At 39.3% G+C, this 17995-nt stretch carries 18 protein-coding genes; 13 read left to right on the top strand and 5 right to left on the bottom strand.

What is annotated here, in order from left to right; genetic code table 11:
* The first annotated feature begins 78 nt into the window (after nucleotides 1-78).
* From B3E92_RS01600 to B3E92_RS01590, 3 genes are all read left to right on the top strand, one after another.
* The gene (locus B3E92_RS01600; protein ID WP_070567203.1) at nucleotides 79-282 is read left to right on the top strand and encodes a hypothetical protein; all 204 of its coding nucleotides are present in this window, start codon (nucleotides 79-81) and stop codon (nucleotides 280-282) included.
* 142 nt (nucleotides 283-424) lie between these two features.
* Complete coding sequence (locus B3E92_RS01595) at nucleotides 425-1210, top strand: lipase family alpha/beta hydrolase (protein WP_286895062.1); 786 nt, start codon at nucleotides 425-427, stop codon at nucleotides 1208-1210.
* 24 nt (nucleotides 1211-1234) lie between these two features.
* The gene (locus tag B3E92_RS01590; RefSeq protein WP_286895060.1) at nucleotides 1235-1657 is read left to right on the top strand and encodes a hypothetical protein; all 423 of its coding nucleotides are present in this window, start codon (nucleotides 1235-1237) and stop codon (nucleotides 1655-1657) included.
* Here the strand turns inward: B3E92_RS01590 and B3E92_RS24315 are convergent.
* Nucleotides 1654-1857, bottom strand: a complete 204-nt coding sequence (locus tag B3E92_RS24315; RefSeq protein WP_083296024.1) for a WGR domain-containing protein — start codon at nucleotides 1855-1857, stop codon at nucleotides 1654-1656. The two genes, B3E92_RS01590 and B3E92_RS24315, sit on opposite strands and share 4 nt — an antisense overlap.
* Before the next feature lie 212 nt (nucleotides 1858-2069).
* On the opposite strand from B3E92_RS24315, the gene B3E92_RS01585 reads away from it, so the two are divergent.
* A complete protein-coding gene (locus B3E92_RS01585; protein WP_286709850.1) occupies nucleotides 2070-2810 on the top strand; it encodes a hypothetical protein in 741 nt (246 codons plus the stop codon).
* 393 nt (nucleotides 2811-3203) lie between these two features.
* Nucleotides 3204-3731 carry a hypothetical protein gene (locus tag B3E92_RS01580; protein WP_286895059.1) on the top strand — a complete coding sequence of 176 codons (528 nt, stop codon included), beginning with the start codon at nucleotides 3204-3206 and terminating at the stop codon, nucleotides 3729-3731.
* A gap of 69 nt (nucleotides 3732-3800) precedes the next feature.
* Here B3E92_RS01580 and B3E92_RS01575 read toward each other — a convergent pair whose 3' ends face one another.
* Complete coding sequence (locus B3E92_RS01575) at nucleotides 3801-6152, bottom strand: BamA/TamA family outer membrane protein (RefSeq protein WP_145327573.1); 2352 nt, start codon at nucleotides 6150-6152, stop codon at nucleotides 3801-3803.
* Between the two features lie 8 nt (nucleotides 6153-6160).
* Here B3E92_RS01575 and B3E92_RS01570 point away from each other — a divergent pair, with 8 nt between their 5' ends.
* Nucleotides 6161-6910, top strand: coding sequence for a TrmH family RNA methyltransferase (locus tag B3E92_RS01570; RefSeq protein WP_070567214.1), 750 nt, complete (start codon nucleotides 6161-6163; stop codon nucleotides 6908-6910).
* A gap of 25 nt (nucleotides 6911-6935) precedes the next feature.
* On the opposite strand, the gene B3E92_RS01565 is transcribed toward B3E92_RS01570, so the two are convergent.
* On the bottom strand, nucleotides 6936-7316 hold the full coding sequence (locus B3E92_RS01565; RefSeq protein ID WP_112374217.1) for a VOC family protein: 381 nt from the start codon (nucleotides 7314-7316) through the stop codon (nucleotides 6936-6938).
* Nucleotides 7317-7537: 221 nt separating this feature from the next.
* On the opposite strand from B3E92_RS01565, the gene B3E92_RS01560 reads away from it, so the two are divergent.
* The 5 genes from B3E92_RS01560 (at nucleotide 7538) to B3E92_RS01540 (ending at nucleotide 13463) form a co-directional block, all read left to right on the top strand.
* Nucleotides 7538-8713: an MFS transporter gene (locus B3E92_RS01560; RefSeq protein ID WP_070567216.1), complete on the top strand. Its 1176-nt coding sequence runs from the start codon at nucleotides 7538-7540 to the stop codon at nucleotides 8711-8713.
* A gap of 108 nt (nucleotides 8714-8821) precedes the next feature.
* The gene (locus B3E92_RS01555; RefSeq protein WP_286895056.1) at nucleotides 8822-9736 is read left to right on the top strand and encodes a hypothetical protein; all 915 of its coding nucleotides are present in this window, start codon (nucleotides 8822-8824) and stop codon (nucleotides 9734-9736) included.
* Nucleotides 9733-10410, top strand: a complete 678-nt coding sequence (locus B3E92_RS01550; protein WP_112374219.1) for an ATP-binding cassette domain-containing protein — start codon at nucleotides 9733-9735, stop codon at nucleotides 10408-10410. The genes B3E92_RS01555 and B3E92_RS01550 overlap by 4 nt, the downstream gene beginning before the upstream one ends.
* Nucleotides 10411-10422: 12 nt before the next feature.
* Nucleotides 10423-10584: a hypothetical protein gene (locus tag B3E92_RS01545; RefSeq protein WP_286895054.1), complete on the top strand. Its 162-nt coding sequence runs from the start codon at nucleotides 10423-10425 to the stop codon at nucleotides 10582-10584.
* Nucleotides 10585-10727: 143 nt separating this feature from the next.
* Nucleotides 10728-13463, top strand: coding sequence for a DNA gyrase/topoisomerase IV subunit A (locus tag B3E92_RS01540; protein ID WP_115047656.1), 2736 nt, complete (start codon nucleotides 10728-10730; stop codon nucleotides 13461-13463).
* A 96-nt stretch (nucleotides 13464-13559) separates the two neighbouring features.
* Here B3E92_RS01540 and msrA read toward each other — a convergent pair whose 3' ends face one another.
* A complete protein-coding gene (msrA, locus tag B3E92_RS01535) occupies nucleotides 13560-14075 on the bottom strand; it encodes a peptide-methionine (S)-S-oxide reductase MsrA (RefSeq protein ID WP_070567226.1) in 516 nt (171 codons plus the stop codon).
* Nucleotides 14076-14226: 151 nt separating this feature from the next.
* Entirely contained in the window at nucleotides 14227-15258 is a 1032-nt protein-coding gene (locus B3E92_RS01530; protein WP_070567228.1) for a N(4)-(beta-N-acetylglucosaminyl)-L-asparaginase, read from the bottom strand.
* 420 nt (nucleotides 15259-15678) lie between these two features.
* Between B3E92_RS01530 and B3E92_RS01525 the strand changes: the two genes are divergently transcribed.
* Both B3E92_RS01525 and B3E92_RS01520 read left to right on the top strand, forming a co-directional pair.
* Complete coding sequence (locus B3E92_RS01525) at nucleotides 15679-16905, top strand: NlpC/P60 family protein (protein ID WP_112374222.1); 1227 nt, start codon at nucleotides 15679-15681, stop codon at nucleotides 16903-16905.
* Nucleotides 16906-16913: 8 nt separating this feature from the next.
* Nucleotides 16914-17969 (top strand): dipeptide epimerase, encoded by a 1056-nt coding sequence (locus B3E92_RS01520; protein ID WP_286895052.1) that lies wholly within the window; start codon nucleotides 16914-16916, stop codon nucleotides 17967-17969.
* The last annotated feature ends 26 nt before the right edge of the window (nucleotides 17970-17995 follow it).

The raw sequence follows: 17995 nt of genomic DNA, 5'->3' as shown, positions 1-17995 counted from the left end.
TAACGTTTAGGACGCAAGTGAATTTACTTTTATTCTATCATCAAGTTTGACTAAATTCACAAACAAGAAGAAAAGCAAATGAAAATAGTAGACAATTATTTATCTGGTTTAAAGAAAGCATACTATAGTAATGGTGGTGAAGAAACCTGGGATCATTTTGAACGGATTAAACATGGTGCAAGCAAAATAGATCTAGCGAAACTCCAGGAAGCATTTCCGGCAATCCCTCAGGGACTGGTAGATTTGCTCGAATATGTCGACGGGACTTATTGGCGGACCTGACAATAGACTAGCCCTTTAATGAAAATGAGTCGAATAGCTTAATTATAGAACCTGTTCATATAATCAATCCAGATCAAAAAATAGCAAGATAAAGCTGATTTACAAAACCTATTGGATGGATGAAGATGTATAAAAAAACTCAATGATTGCCTTTACATTAAGATATCCCATCATATTGATCCACGGCACGGCTGCTGGGGATAACAGTTTATTTTGGGGCAGGATCCCCAAGACTTTCAAAAAAAACAATATCTCATTTTTTTATGGCAAGACCGATGGTTGGGGCAGCGTGGCTAACAATGCACAGATGCTGAAAAGAAATCTGTCAGATCTTGCAGAAAAAACAGGTGCCACTAAATTTAATCTCATCGCGCATTCTAAAGGAGGGATCGACGCCCGCTATTTTATTTCAACGCTAAAGGGACATCAAATGGTAGCCTCCTTAAGCACAATATCCACACCACACTTAGGAACACCAATAGCAGACTATCTAATGGAAAAACATCTATCCAGAGATTGTGTTACAAAAAAACTGATCCAACGTCTTTCTTTCTTATTTGGAGGGCAATCTCCCGCACCAATCGAACTAATTCGAGATCTCAGTGTAAAAGAAATGCGTGTTTTCAACCAGCTCAACCCCAATATGGACAATGTATTTTATCAGAGCTTTGCTTCGACAATGACTAAGCCACAAGATGATTTGTTCTATGCTTTGAGTTTTAAATACCTGAGGCGACTGGTAGGTGAAAATGATGGGATGGTCCCATTAGAAAGTGCAGTTTGGGGAGCAAACTTTAAACATATTCATGCTTCTCAGGGTATCTCACATGCTGGTATTACCGATGTCATCCGTAAAAATATTGGGGATGTGGATATACCGCAAATCTATTTAGACATTATTCGTGGATTAGGAGCTTTAGGATTATAACTATTAACAAAGATTATTTTAATCTTGCCTTTTCTTATATTCACGCTATACTTGCTATTTGATGATCTATTATTCTCTAAATCTGATGCAAGAAAACTACTCAGCGAACACCATATCACGCTAAAAGATGATTTTAAAATTATTTCCAATCAAAGTGGCGGCTTAAGAGATTACACACATCAATTTGAACTATCTATCTCCGAAAAAGACAAACAATCTTTTATTGATCAACGAAGCTGGAGTGACAAAATGGATGAAAGAATAGAAGTTCATACCACTGCAGTAGACAGATATGAAGGTGACACACTACGCGCTAATTATCACGACAAAGATTCCTATATTTATTCCATGTACCGTCCGAATGGCAAAGGTATCGTTCCGACATTTATAACTATTCGCGTATCAAAGAGTAAAAACACATTGACATACGAAGAGATCTTAGACTAATTCAATAACTGGCTGGCAGCCGTTGACTGGCGAACAGCGGATCCTCTTTCCTTGCTATCTGCATCTACAGCACCATTCTCAGAATAGCCTTTTTTAGTCTTCTCCGCAATTAGTTTTTCAGCATCCTTTAGACGGGCTTCCTCAGAATCAAAGGTTTTACTTTGCCCAGCCGTTCCGTTTCGTCCGTAGTTGACATCAATTAATTCGCTTACTGTTTAAATATAATGAAAGTAGCGCAAAAAAACGTATATTGACATTAAATCACAGACAGATCATGCGTATATATTTCTTATTCAGTTTTTCACTGCTATTAGTTACATTAACTTCAGAAGCCAAAATTTCAACAGTGGAAGAGTATACCCGAATATGGTCCGATCCCCCTTCTGACAATCTGAAAAAGTACATGATTAAAATGGCTATTTCAGAAGGCTTAGATAAAAAATCCATAAAAATAGAAACCGATAGCTGGGGAGAAGTTATTCTTTCAGATATGTGGAGAAATACCATTAAATTTAGACGAGGTAGCCTGGGTGAATATACAACCGTAAATAAGAGTGGTATTAAACTGACTATAAAAGAAGACTTTTCAGGAAATATTGTCGTAAAAGATGAGGATGGAGGTGAAACTACTGTCAGAAAAAACAGTAGCGGCGATTTCGATCTTCCTAATCTAGACAGAAGTCCGTCCACAGTTTTTAAAAATATACACGGCAATTTAGAAATACGTGATGAAAAAGGAAATGTAAAAACTGTATCAAAAAATATTTTTGGAGGTCTCGACATCCGAGATAATCAAGGCAATAGCTCAACGATATCTAAAGATATTTTCGGCAATATGGAGATTCGAGATAACAAAGGTAATTCAAGCCGGATAACAAAAGATATTCTTGATAATCTCACTATCGAAAATAGCAATGGTCAACGTACCACAGTGAGAACTGATATTCTAGGTGGTAAAACAATTGAAGATAACAGGGGAAATCGTGTTTCCGTTCGAAAAGATATATTTGGAAATTATGAAGCTAGCGACAACAATGGAAATAGTGCATCCATGAAAAAAGACATTTTTGGCAAAATAGTTATTGATGATCCAAAAGGTATTTTAAATGACGCAGTGAAATTGCAATTGATCCAAGAACTTTCAAAGAACTAATTTTTTTCGAAAATTTACCTATTTTACAAGTGAATAATCCAAAATTACGATGGATCAAATATTATCGATTTAATTATAAATGAACTAACAAAACATCCTGAAATATCATACCGCAGGTCAAACACAAATGAGCTAAATATCTTTTGCACTCCTACTCAGGATTTTGACAGCACCTTTTTTTGAGGAATGATGAAAGGCTCAAGAACGTATTTACAAAGGTTTCAACATTCGCATAGTTAAAGATTTTCAAAAGAAAATTAAAATCCCTAAAATTGCAGTCTCATTTCAAGGAAATCGGATTTGATGTATTGATGCTATCAATCCTCAAATGATATTAGCGCTATGCAAATAGACCCTAAAAAGGGAAAACGCGAATTGAATAAAAATAAAACGATGAAAAAGATTATATTTTTTCTATTACTGACACCTTTTTGGGCAGCTGCTCAAGAACAAAATATCCAAAACTTTATCGTAAAAGAAAACCTTTCCAAAAATGGAAAACTGGCTGTAGTTGCATTGGATTCATTGGGAAACACCAATGAGACCATTAATGGCAATTACCTATTTACCATCAATGGTTTCTCGCAACCACTACAATTTCATGAGGGTGTTGCTGTCCCTAATCAGAAAATTGAGTCATCAACCTTTGTTTTCTTTAGCCATAAGAATCAACAAACTTCCAAGGGACGTTTATTCTATATCTATAAGAGCGATAGCGGACTCTCTCCTTTTGCCATTAGCGGATTGATGTTTTTGATTATCCCGGCCATTGTGTTAGGAATAGCTTACATGTTTAAAAAAGTGATTATGACGGCCATCGCGCTGGCTATAGTTTTCTTTTTATTCAACCATTCCCAAGGTTTGGATTTGAGTAAAATTTTTGAATCAATATTTTCAAGTCTCAAAAATCTCATCGGTTAACAAAGCGGTTTGTCTGAATGTCCCATCAACTGGTGGGATCAACGTAAATCATAACGAAACAGTTAGACATTAGAACGGCATACCGATTCCAAAATTGTATTGAATAAAATTGTACCTGTCGGGCCTATGGGTTTCATAATATTGGGCCTTAAATTCTTTGGAATCAAAGAAATGCTTGATAACCCATTGATCAGCACCTGAGAATTGCGGATCTTTTAGTTTAAGCCCGGCATCTAAGCGAATGACAAAATAGTCCGAATCGAAACGAAGTCCGAAGCCGGTACCAATGGCGACCTGCCCAAGAAATTTATTGAATTTAAACTCCCCCCCCGGATTTAGTTCTTCATCCTTCTTCAGTCGCCAAACATTTCCCATATCCAAAAATGTTGCTCCATTCATCTTTGCGCCCAGGAAGTTATTGAGTAACCTGAATCGATATTCGGCATTTGCTTCCAGTTTAATCTCCCCCAGTTGATCCAAATTACGCAGGTTTAAACGCAAATCCTCACTAAGACTCTGCCGGTTATAGGCACCTGGCCCCAAGGTACGTGCCTGCCATGCGCGTATGCCATTCATCCCGCCGCTATAAAAGCTCTTTTCAAAAATCAACAGTTTAGAGTTATTACCATAAGGAATCGCTATCCCCGGATTAAAACGGAAGACAAACTGCCTATTTCCACCGAGATTTCGGTATAAACGATAATCGAATTCTGTCTTGGCGTATTGAAGAAAGGGCACACCGAATATTTTTTTCTCACCATCGGCATTCTTAGGCAATTTTGCCAAGGAGCTAATAAGATCCAATACGTTTCCACTCACGTCCAATGTTCCTCTGAAATATTGAAAGTCCTCCTTGCTATTCAATTTCTTACCATTCAGGATAAAGGTATATTGTGTCCCTAAACCAAAATACTGACGGTCGTTGCTACGTACATACAGCTGATAACCTTCCTGTACAAGCTTGTTCCGAAAATTGGAATCCAAGCGTCCATCCCGATACTCCAACACAATAGGCGTAAAACTATGGTACTTATTTTCTGTTTCATACCATGAGTAATTCAGCGACGTGATGAAATAGCGGTTTGAATAGGTTTTATCTTGATCGAACAACTGCAATGTCATCGAGTAGGTCGTTTTGGGCAAACCAAACTTTCCACCTGGATTAATATGAAAGGGAACCATCAGACGAGGAATAACCAAATTTACGCCCGCTTGAAAATCGTTATTGAATATTTTGCTGGAAAGCCCACCTGCGAGGCGCGGATCAAACAATACACCATAACGTAATTTCACTTCCAATTGCTCCGAACCACCAAAGATATTACGTTGAGAGAATGTATTTCCAATATTAAATCCGCTCATACCCGAACTAAAGGTATACTCGCCCTCTATCTGGTTTCCCATCCGCGGTCTTGGAACGAAATCATAGTGCACATCGAGTTTATTGGAATCTTTTTTGACAAACTGCATCTTGACAGAACGAAAACCATTCATCTCATACAATCGGTCATATGACTTATTTTCCTCCCGCAAGGAATAGTACTGACCTGAGCGTAGATACATATAGCGTTCCAAAGGTTTCCACCTGAAACTATTTGTTTCATCAACAAATAAAAGACGTTTTGCAGAATCTACTATACGACGAGGCTCCTTCTTCGACATTGTTCCATAATTCCTTATCGTCATATAAACACTATCTATTTGATACTTTTTATGTATCGTTGAGTCAGACGGATTTTCGACATTAATTTTCAAGTCGATCAAAGGTCCATCGATCGTTGAATCTACCCCAGCACGCATATATTGCCTTACATAATCGTAATACCCATTGTTACGCATCGAAATATAAAGTTTCTCCCGCTCATCGAGCAACTTTGCGGCATCGTACTGGGTATTGGATTTTACGGCAGTTTTGGGGAGTACCTCCCGTTCAAATATTGCCTTAATATCTTCATCCTCAAATTTTCGATCTATATTTCTAACTTGATATGGGACACCTTCATCCACTTTAAAATCGATATGTGCTCGCTTTTTGGAAACTGAAATTGTTGGTTCGACCTTAGCTTTGAAATAACCTTTTGAAAATAGAAAGCGTCGGATTTGATTGGCGGATAAATCGACCATTGCCGAATCCAACAAATGAGGTGGTTCGCCAACATTCCGAATTTTCTTGGTTTTATAACGCCCGTTTTTAGTATTGAACGTATTGTAAATAAATAGATTTACCCTTGAATTAGGTCTTATTTGATTGGAAATATACGTTTCGGATGATTCTTTCAATGCAGGGGTGACACCAGAAATCTGTACTTTTGTAACCAGAGCTTGGTCATCGTCAAGATATTTTGAAGAACGGCATGATGCAAAAAATAACACTAAAAGCGTTATACTTGCAAATCCGATAAAACGAGGATACTTAATCATCAATAAAAATGTTGTCAAAAGCGCAAATCAGTCTAATAACGTCTCTACAAAATAAAAAGTATAGAAAACAACACGGCCTGTTTATCGTTGAGGGTATAAAATCCGTGATGGAATTTATTTCATCAAGCTATGAGGTTGAGTCTATTTTCTACACGGGCGACGCAAACACAAAAGTGGGTAAAATCTCGCATAATATAAAATCCTATGAACTAACGGATACTGAATTCCAAAAGATTAGTACACTGAAATCGCCACAAGGTATCCTCGCTTTGGTCAAACTTCCTTTACAGCAGAAAATTGTACCAAGTAATTTAAAAAACAAGTTTAGCCTTGTACTCGATGATGTGCAGGATCCAGGCAATCTGGGTACAATTATCCGCACGGCGGAGTGGTTTGGAATCGAACATATTATCTGTTCCATTGGAACTGTAGACGCCTACAACCCTAAAGTAGTGCAAGCAACCATGGGCTCACTGGCTAGACTGCAAATCCACTATACTGATTTAACGGATTTTATTCCGGCTACTGGATTAAAAGTGTATGGCGCCCTACTTAATGGTCAATCCATTTATCAGACTGTGTGGGCTAATGAGGGGCTAATTGTTATGGGGAACGAGGGAAATGGCATCAGTGATGAAATAATAGCGTTGATCGATCAAGCTATCACTATTCCGCGCATAGGCCAAGCCGAATCACTCAACGTAGCCGTTGCAACGACCATCTTCTGCAGCGAAATAGTCCGGCAACAGTTGATCTAGTAAGCTATATGATCTGAATTGCCGCTTATAACTTTTGATGTAGCCCGATCCTATTTCCTTCAGAATCTTCAATCTCCGCAACAGCAAATCCCAGATCGGCATGAAAAGTGGCGGGATATAGCTCTTTTCCACCCAAGCTCATGGCCCTTTCCAACGTAGTAGATATATTTTCTACATGTAAATAAAGGAGTACTCCCTCGCGTGTAGGTTTATAAATTTCGCCTTTCGCCAGGGCGCCAGTAATCCCAGATAAGGTTTCTTGAAATGGAAAGTAAGCCATGTGGTTATCGTCAAAATCTTCCTGTTCAAAGGTAAAATTGAATAACTGGCTATAAAACGCGATTGCGCGATTCAAATCCGATACCGGAATTTCAAAATAAACACCAGGATTTCTAAGTTCTTGCATGTTCTAAATAAAGGGTCTTCCCAAAAATAATCTTTTTTTAGGCACTAACGTCCTCGCCTTCGTATTTTCTATCTTATATAAAGAATTCTATTATTTTTCCACCAAAAGAAACCGCTTAATCGTTCCAAAAACTGTACATTTGCTCCATTCCCTAGAAGGATGGATAATCGCCACAATCCATTATTCTTTTTTGAATACTCACACACGATAAAAATAGCGCCATGCCAGCTGAACAGAAATCCATCTATACGCTTCAATTTATTTTACTTTGCTTAAGCTCACTCCTATTTTCTTCTAGCTTCAATATGATCATCCCCGAACTACCCAATTATCTGAGCAGTTTGGGCGGAGCAGAATACAAAGGGTTGATCATAGCGCTGTTTACATTGACTGCCGGAATTTCGCGGCCTTTTAGTGGTAAATTGACCGATCGCTGGGGACGTGTACCAGTCATGGCCATTGGATCCATTGTCTGTTTCATCTGTGGTTTTCTTTATCCCATTTTAACATCAGTCGCGGGCTTTCTATTCTTACGATTGATACATGGTTTTTCCACTGGTTTTAAACCTACCTCAACTTCTGCTTATGTCGCCGATCTGGTTCCACAAAAAAGATGGGGTGAGGCGCTTGGGATGCATGGATTGGCCTTTAGCGTCGGTACAGCTGTCGGCCCAGCAATTGGCAGCGCTATTTTCGAGGCCTTTGGTATCAATGTGATGTTTTATTGCTCTTCTTTCATGGCACTTCTCTCCATCCTTATCGTCATTAACATGAAGGAAACACTGGCGAAAAAAGAGAAATTCAATCTCTCCATGCTCAAAATAAACCGAAAAGATATCATTGAATGGCGTGCACTACCTGCGGGAATCGTCACGTTTTTATCTTACACCGCTTATGGAGTCATTTTAACCCTAATTCCCGACTGGAGTGAATACCTTGGACTCAAAAATAAAGGGCTATTTTTCCTAGCCTTCACCATTGCGTCAGTATTGATACGTTTTGTTTCCGGCAAAGTTTCGGACCGTTATGGAAGACCTAAGGTTATTGTTGTCGGAATAGTTATTATCGCGATTGCACTCGTTGCTATTGGCATTGGAAATAGTTTCATTGGCATGATGATCGGCGCAAGCATCTATGGTGTAGGCACGGGTATACTCTCCCCTGCTGTGAATGCCTGGACGATTGACCTTAGTTTACCCGAACATCGCGGCAAGGCGGTTGCAACCATGTATATCTCCCTTGAAGCCGGAATAGGACTTGGCGCACTGCTTGCTGGATTGTACTATAGTGATGTTATCCTACGAATTCCAGTCATTATGTATGCCAATGCAGTAGTTTTGCTACTTGCTCTGACCTATATGCTGAGCTGGCAGAAAAGACACAGGGCCGTAAAATAAAGAAATTCAAGCGTCAAAACGACCAACAATCGATCGTTGCAAGGCCGAAATAAAAATAAGGGAACAGTCCCTTGTTTTTAACTTCGATTTTTTACTTTTGATCGTATCATGGTTAGCAATTATTTAAAGCTTCAATATACTTTACTGTCTCGGCATATTCGCGCTACAGGACTGCCGGTTTGGCTCGCCTTTCTCCTGTTGTTTGGATTATGTTATTTTGCTTATTATGCATTGGTTCAATATCCGCTTTTTGGTTGTTATGCCCTACTGCTTGGCAATTTCCAAGCACTGTTTCTGCTCACAGAAAAAAACAGAAATGACTTTCTCAAAAATACATACAGTAAATACGATTTCCACAAAATCAGAATATTGGAAAATGGCTTGTTAACGCTGCCGTCCTTCATCATTCTTTTCCTCCACAACCAATGGGGCTATGCAATGTTATTAGCTATTTTGGCTATTATCTTTGCATTTTTGACATTTAAGGCTTTCGGAAAATCTATTCCGACACCTTTCGCAAAAAAACCTTTTGAATTTATCATCGGATTCCGACGGAGCTACCTGCTCTTGCTTGTATTGTATCTCTTGGCCGGAATCGGCTTTTATGTGGCCAATTCCAATCTTGTTTTATTTTGTGTGGTTTGCATTGCGCTCGCCTGTGTTTTCTATTATCAATTACCGGAACCTATTTTTTACCTTTGGAATAACCATTATACACCAACAATCTTTCTGATGCGAAAGTTTAAAAGAGGAATTTTACAATGTCTACTCTTGGTACTGCCCCTTCTTTTTCTGTATGTTATAATCTTTCCATCGGATTTATTTAATGTCTGTATTGTATTGGGCGGAATATTACTTTTGCTTCCTTTTGCAATCACCTTAAAATACGTCGCTTATCCACGGGAGATCAATTTCCCCGAAGGTTTTGCATTGGCACTTTGTTTTAGCTTTTACCCCTTGATCCTCGCGCTCTTGCCCTTCTATTATATCAAAGCAATCAACAATCTAAAAAACCACTTATGATCGAGCTTACGAATATCAGCAAGTCCTTTGGACGGCATCAAGTGCTCCACGAGATTACTTACACTTTTGAAAGCGGAAAAGTATATGGTATCGTCGGTGAAAATGGCGCCGGAAAGACAACGCTGTTTCGATGTATTGCTGGACTGGAAACCGCCTCGGGAAGTATAAAATCTGATTTGGCGCCGCTCAAAAACAATTTAGGTTACCTGACCTCCGATCCATATTTCCTCTCTAAGCTCACAGGTGAAGAGTATATTTATCTGCTGACAGATGCGCGTGGTAAACAGATCAAAAACCTCAGTGAAAGAAATATTTTCGAGTTGCCCTTAAAAGAGTATGCGAGCGACTATTCCACGGGTATGAAAAAAAAACTAGCCCTGACAGCTACTTTACTTCAGGACAATAATTATTATATCCTTGACGAACCTTTTAATGGCATTGATCTACAAAGCAGCATTATTCTTACGGAGATTATATTACGCTTAAAAGCGATGGGTAAAACGATCCTAATTTCGTCGCATATCTTTTCCACACTAAAAGATACCTGCGATGAAATCTTGGTACTCGAAAATGGCAGAATCAGTAAATCTGTTAACAAAGAACTGTTCGGAGACTTTGAGGAGGAAATGAAAGAAAAAATATTACAAAAAGATATCGACAAATTGTGGCTTTAGCATGCCTAACACTTGAGTAGACAATATGGAAAAACACTTACCTATACTGGAAACCTAGGGTCAAGACTTGTCTTAGAAAAAGTAGGATTTCAGGTAACTGAAGAATTTCATTTCGATCTATGGGATATTCCCTGTTATTGGTATGATTTGGCCACTGACAACGAAACAAGCTAATTATATTAGTTTTAAAAACTAATTTTTTTAACTTTTCATAGTTTCGCTGGGATAAAACAAAATGGTTTTGTATTTTTACACGTTCGAATAAAATACTATTTCGAACATTTCTGTATTGTACAATTTAATCTATTGCTGAGTAAATGAGTGACGAAACGAACTTCCCAACGGAAGATAATCAAGAAGAACTGGGATCAGGAAAAACAGAGAGCGGAAGTCAGACGATACCTTTATCAGGACTATACGAAAACTGGTTTTTGGACTATGCATCCTATGTTATCTTGGACAGAGCCGTACCACATATCAATGACGGTTTGAAACCCGTACAACGTCGTATCCTCCATTCCTTAAAGGAAATGGATGATGGAAGATATAATAAAGCTGCCAACGTCATTGGTAACACGATGAAATATCACCCACATGGTGATGCTTCTATCGGTGATGCCATGGTACAATTGGGACAAAAAGATCTCTTGATTGACTGTCAAGGTAACTGGGGTTTCCCAATTACGGGTGACTCTGCTGCTGCTCCACGGTACATCGAGGGAAGATTATCCAAATTTGCAAATGACGTTGTCTTCAATCCCGAAACGACTGAGTGGCAATTAAGTTACGATGGACGGAATCGCGAACCTGTCACCCTTCCTGTAAAATTCCCGTTATTACTGGCTCAAGGTGCCGAAGGGATTGCTGTTGGTTTAGCGACCAAGATTATGCCCCACAATTTCATTGAGCTAATTGACGGATCAATTCAGGTATTACACGGTGAACGTCCGAATATCTTCCCAGACTTCCCTACGGGTGGTATGGCCGACGTTTCAAATTATAATGAGGGGCAACGTGGTGGTAAAATCCGTGTACGTGCAAAAATTGAAGAACGCGACAAAAAGACGCTCGCAATTACAGAAATTCCATTTGGAACGACAACCGGCGGTCTGATTGAAAGCGTGGTTACCGCAAACGATAAGGGAAAAATTAAGATCAAAAAAATCGAGGACAATACAGCGGGAAATGTAGAGATCATTGTACATTTGGCTCCTGGAATTTCTCCCGATGTAACGATCGATGCATTATATGCCTTTACCGCCTGTGAAGTCTCTATCTCTCCTAACACCTGTGTTATCAAGGATGAGAAACCTCACTTTATGAGTGTCAACGACATTCTGACTGAAAACACAATAAACACCAAAAATTTATTGAAACGAGAATTGGAGATTCGTTTAAACGATCTTCAAGAAAAAATCTTCTTCAGTAGTTTATTAAAAATATTTATTCAAGAGGGGATGTACAAGCATCCGGATTATGAAAATGCAGGTGACTTTGAGGTTGTTGTGCAAGTTCTGAATCGCTTATTTGAGCCTTTCTTCGATCAATTTTACCGCGAGATACGTCCAGAAGATTACAAAAAATTGATCGATAAACCAATGAGTAGCATTACACGTTTCGACGTTAAAAAAGCGGACGAAATGATGAAAACACTCGAAAATGAGATCAAAGAAGTCAAGCGTCATCTACGTCAATTGACGGAATATGCCATTGCATGGTTTGAGAAATTGCGTGATAAATATAGTAAAGACCGCGAGCGTAAAACTGAACTGCGGGTATTCGACAAAGTAGAAGCGACCCAAGTTGCGCTAGCAAATACCAAACTATATGTCAATCGCGAAGAAGGATTTATTGGTTCGGGAATGAAGAAAGATGAGTTTGTATGCGACTGTTCGGATATCGACGATATTATTGTATTCCGCGAAGATGGCAAATATGTTGTCAGTAAAATTCAGGATAAAGTATTTGTTGGAAAAGGAATTATCCACGTTGCTGTTTTCAAAAAAGGTGATGAACGGACAATCTATAACGCCATCTATAAAGAAGGTGAAACTGGAACCAGTTTTATCAAACGTTTCTCGGTAGTAGGAGTTACGCGAGATAAGGAATATGATGTGTCCAAGGGATCCAAGGGCTCAAAAATCCTGTATTTCACAGCCAATCCCAATGGTGAAGCGGAAGTCGTTAATATACAGCTTAAACCGCACACAAAATTGCGTAAGTTGAATTTTGACATGGACTTTGCCGAGATTGCAATCAAGGGCCGTGCTTCACAAGGAAACATTGTATCAAAATATCCTGTCAAAAAAATCAGCTTTAAAAGCTCTGGAGTCTCCACACTAGCAGGACGAAAAATATGGTACGATACCATCATGAAACGTCTAAACGCAGATGAGCGTGGACAATACCTTGGCGAGTTTGACGGCGACGACAAGATATTAGTAGTCCTTTCGGATGGTAGCTACGAATTAGCAAACTTTGATCTAAGCAACCACTTCGACGAGAAAATGATCCGGATCGAAAAATATTATCCAGACCATATCTATACAGTCGTGCATAAGGACGGCAAGAGCGGAACGTACTTTGTCAAACGTTTTAAATTTGACGATCAGCCTATTGGAAAACGTATTTCCTTTATCAATGAAGATGCCGGATCCAAACTGATCCTGATGAGTAATGCAGCTGAACCGATGGTCAAATTGGAGATTTTAAAAGGCAAATCCCAAACGGAAGAAACCCTTGATCAACCTTTGACTGAAATTATTGACGTAAAAGGAATAAAAGCGCAAGGAAACCGCCTATCTTTCCATACCGTAAAATCGGTTACACTATTGACAGCGGATGAAGATTTAAGTCAAAAAAGTAAAGAAAAGGCAGCCGAATCAAGTACTGATACCACAGAACCAACAGTTGATAGTACGACGACAGAAGTTGACAGTTCCGTGAACGAAAAAGAGGTCGAGTCAACCGAAAAAAATGACGACATCAAATTGGAGATCACCAATCCAAATGATATTCAAATCGATGATAAAGGACAGATGGAAATGTTCTAACTCATATTAAATACACAAAAAAAGCTCGAATAAATATTCGAGCTTTTTTTTGGGATACAACACCTTAAATATTGTCTTTTTAAAAATATTGTCTTTTTAAGCTTTAAATTCTTTTAGGAATTTTTGAAGTTTTGGAGCAATGACTACTGAACAAAATGGATTTTCAGGATGATCATTGAAATAATTATGATGATAATCTTCTGCCAACCAAAATGTAGACGCAGGTTCTACCGCTGTGACAATAGGGTCCTCGTAAACATCCTCATTTTCCAATTCATCGATAAAATTCTGTGCTAAGATCTCTTGTTCTTCATTATGATAAAAAACAACTGATCGATACTGCGTACCCACATCGTTACCTTGACGGTTTAATGTTGTCGGGTTATGGGTCTTAAAGAAGATTTTCAAGAGATCTTCGTAATTCACCAGCTCTTCGTCATATTCTAACTCGACAACCTCAACATGATCAGTTGTCCCCGTACAGACCTGCTCATAAGTCGGCTTATCTACATGTCCCCCCATATAACCAGGTAATACCGATGTTACCCCTTCAGTGTTTTGGAAAATAACTTCTGTACACCAAAAACATCCTCCTCCAAATGTTGCTTTCATACTTTTATAACCTTGCGTATTTTACTCTTACTTTTATAAACCTATAGCCGATGCATCAGCTGCGGCTATAAGTTTAGACAAATATAATGATTAATCGGCAATGATATACCTTGCTATCATCGCTCCTCGAACCCGTAAGCCCCTATTTTTACTATTTATAGTAGTGCTTTCCTTTAATCAATAAATCTTGTTGTTTACTGTCACAAACCGCATAGGAAAAACCTTGTTGTAGCGCATAGGCACCATATTCCCCTTTTTTATTAATTGCTAAGAATCCAACTTGGATTTCCTTTGCAATTGCAGGCTTCTTCTTAACGATACGCATAACAGCTTCCTTACAGGCATCTTCGGGAGAATAACCCTGACGCATCAATTCGACTACCAAAAAACTACCTACATTTCGGATAACTTCTTCACCAACTCCGGTCGAAGTAGCACCCCCAACTTCATTATCGACATAAAGTCCGGCTCCAATAATAGGGCTATCTCCTACCCGACCATGCATCTTGAAAGCCATACCACTCGTGGTGCAGGCTCCAGAAATATTTCCATTGGCATCCAACGCCAACATACCGATCGTATCGTGGTTGTATTGATTTCCCGGCAAACGTTCTGCGGCAAAAGATTGGTTTTCAATATTGGCTACAGGTTTGTATTTTTTCTCTTTCAACCATTCCTTCCAGGCCTTTTCACCTTCCGGGGTCAGTAGATTTTCTTCCTTAAAACCATTTTCTAACGCAAATTGCAATGCGCCTTCGCCTACTAGCATGACATGGGGTGTTTTTTCCATAACCAGCCGTGCTACAGATATTGGATGTCCAATTTTTTCCATTCCGGCAACAGCACCGCAGTTACCATCCGCATCCATGATACAAGCATCAAGTGTGACGTGACCGTCGCGATCGGGATAACCACCTTTACCCACTGTCATATTCTTGAGATCAGCCTCGGGTACACGCACACCTTGTTCTACCGCATCCAATGCCTTGCCTCCTTTGGACAATATTTCCCAAGCGGCTTTATTTGCTGCGATCCCAAAGTCCCAAGTTGAAATTACAATAGGGTATTTTTTAACACTGCCTTTTGCTGCAATCGTCAATCCTTTCGCATCAAATGCGGTTAATGTCCCCATTGTCGTCGCAGCAATCAAACCTTGCCGAATAAAATCACGTCTTGAACTCATTTCCTTATTACTATTTTATAAAACTATCGCTATTTATTAATCCGGCAAAAAACAATCATTAAAACTGCTTTCAGTCTACCGAATACAAGAAATTTTCATCATTGACTGTACAAGAGGATAACTTTCTTTTCTAGCATATTACACTATCTTGCATCAGATCTCCCCCAAACCTACTTCGTCAATATCCGCTGTAAAATGTTATGCTACATTTTTACAGCTTCGCCGTAAACGGAAGAAGAATGTTGCCGTCACAATCAATAAGCAATATTACAAAATGGTTTTAGCAAATAGATGATTTAATTAAAATTAAACCTAAACATTCGTTTTTTAGCAACATAACATCAAAATCACTTAAAAATCGACAATAAAAATTGACTTATATTATGAATTAATCCTATCTTTAGAAACAAACTAATTCGCATGAAAAACACTCTTAAATTCGCTATTTTAGCTTATGCAAGCCTTATAGGGGTTGAAAGCAGTCAGGCGCAGCAGCTAGATTCCACGACTTATTTCACGATCAAAGAGTTGCAAGAAAACGTAAAACGTGAATTTGCTCCCGATAAAAGAACCAAGATCGTGGCCATCCAGAAAGCGGATATAGCACAGAACCAATATGTGCTCGAAACAACTGAAAAAGATGCTAAATTCGTTTTAGAGCAAAAGGCAAAAGATATATCAGCCAATATTCAAGTACAGCTCTTGCCCGATGCAAGTGTAGGCGAAAAAACGACTGGAGTAATCAGACTCTCCGTCGCAAATATGCGCACATTTCCAGATAATGCTGCCGAGCTGACTAGCCAGGTTTTATTAGGAACGCAAGTTGACCTTCTGCAAAAAAAGAGCGGTGACTACCGTGTCCGTACACCCGACGGCTATATCGCATGGGTTCCTAGTTCGTCTATTGAAGCCATGGACAAAACCATGCTGGCCAATTGGCGACAAGCGGAAAAAGTGATTTATACAGCTGAATTTGGAAAATCATATTCTGAACCCAATGAAAAAAGCCAGCGGGTATCTGATCTCGTTTATGGTGACATCCTTCAATTGAAAGGACAGAAAGGCAATTTTTATGAAATTGCCTATCCGGATGGACGTTTAGGTTATATTAAAAAATCAGAAAGTCTAACCTTAAAAAATTGGTTTGAAACACGCCAACCTACGGCGGAAAATATTATTGCCAGTGCAAAAACAATGTTGGGTCTACCCTATTTATGGGGTGGGACATCAGTAAAAGGCGTAGATTGCAGCGGTTTTACTAAAACAAGTTTCTTTATGAACGGCTTCGTAATTCCGCGAGATGCATCGCAACAAGTACTTGCAGGTGAAAAAATCGACATTTTAGATCAAGAAGGGCATTTCGACCCTGAGAAAGCACTTAAAAATCTGAAACCGGCAGACTTATTATTCTTTGCGGCAGGCAAAAATAGCAATCCTAATGCGCGTGTAACACACGTTGCACTCTATATCGGCAACGGAACCTTTATTCATGCTGCAGGCTTGGTACGGATCAACAGCATGCTAAAGGATGCGGCTAACTATGATGATTTTCAAACCCGAACTGTGGTTGCTGCACGCCGTTACCTCGGAGTTCACGATAGCGCAATACAGAAAGTCGTTGAAAACAATTACTACAACAATAAATAAACATAGCGATGAGCAATCAATCTGAATGGATTAGTAAAGATTTTGGGGCCTTTAAATTAAGGTTTCGGCCTTACACGCTAACTTTGTGCCATGTCTTTACAGTAGCTTCCTTTAGCCGAAGCACAACACCGGTTGTATTGACCGAATTAGAGTATGATGGCGTTATCGGTTATGGCGAAGCGAGTATGCCACCCTATCTTGGCGAGTCACAAGATAGCGTGATTTCGTTTTTGAATCAAATTGATCTCACAGGTTTTAACTCACCTTTTCAAACTGAAGAGATTCTGCATTATATTGATCAGCTTGCTTCGAAAAACACGGCTGCAAAAGCGTCCATTGATATTGCCCTACATGATATCCTTGGTAAAATTATGAACCAGCCCTATTATAAGATCTGGGGATTAAATCCTGACCTTATCCCACCGACGTCCTACACCATCGGAATCGATACAGAAGAAATGATCCGCCAAAAAGTCGCCGAAGCTGATCAGTTTAAAATTTTAAAGGTGAAACTGGGTCTTGATACGGATAAAATGATCATAGACACCATCCGTCAGGTTACCGATCGTCCCTTGTGTGCCGATGTCAATCAAGGTTGGAAAACACGTGAAGAGGCTTTGGAAATGGCACACTGGCTTGCAGAAAGAAATGTTTCTTTCTTGGAACAGCCGATGCCCAAGGAGCAGATCGATGATAATGCTTGGTTGACAGAACATAGCCCAATTCCCACAATCGCCGACGAAGGATGCCAACGATTGGTCGATGTGCCGGGTTTAAAGGGGGTTTATTCGGGTATTAACATTAAACTGATGAAATGCACGGGCATGCGCGAAGCGAAGCGAATGGCAGAACTTGCTCGTTCTTTGGAAATGAAAGTTATGATCGGTTGTATGACAGAAACTTCTTGCGCCATCAGTGCAGCGGCACAACTTGCACCATTAACAGACTGGGCAGATCTAGACGGTGCTTTATTAATTGGAAATGATATATACGACGGCATGACCGTGGTAAATGGCAGTTGCCTTCTCCCCGACCGTCCGGGAATTGGAATTGTAAGAAAATAACCCTATATTCAGTGCAATGTTTTTTT

Origin of the sequence: Sphingobacterium sp. UBA6317 (assembly GCF_002440385.1) — a bacterium.
In the GTDB taxonomy this organism is placed as follows: Bacteria; Bacteroidota; Bacteroidia; order Sphingobacteriales; family Sphingobacteriaceae; genus Sphingobacterium; species Sphingobacterium multivorum.
The sequence above is the reverse complement of the archived record's forward strand: the minus strand, read 5'-3'. Positions and strand labels throughout refer to the sequence as shown.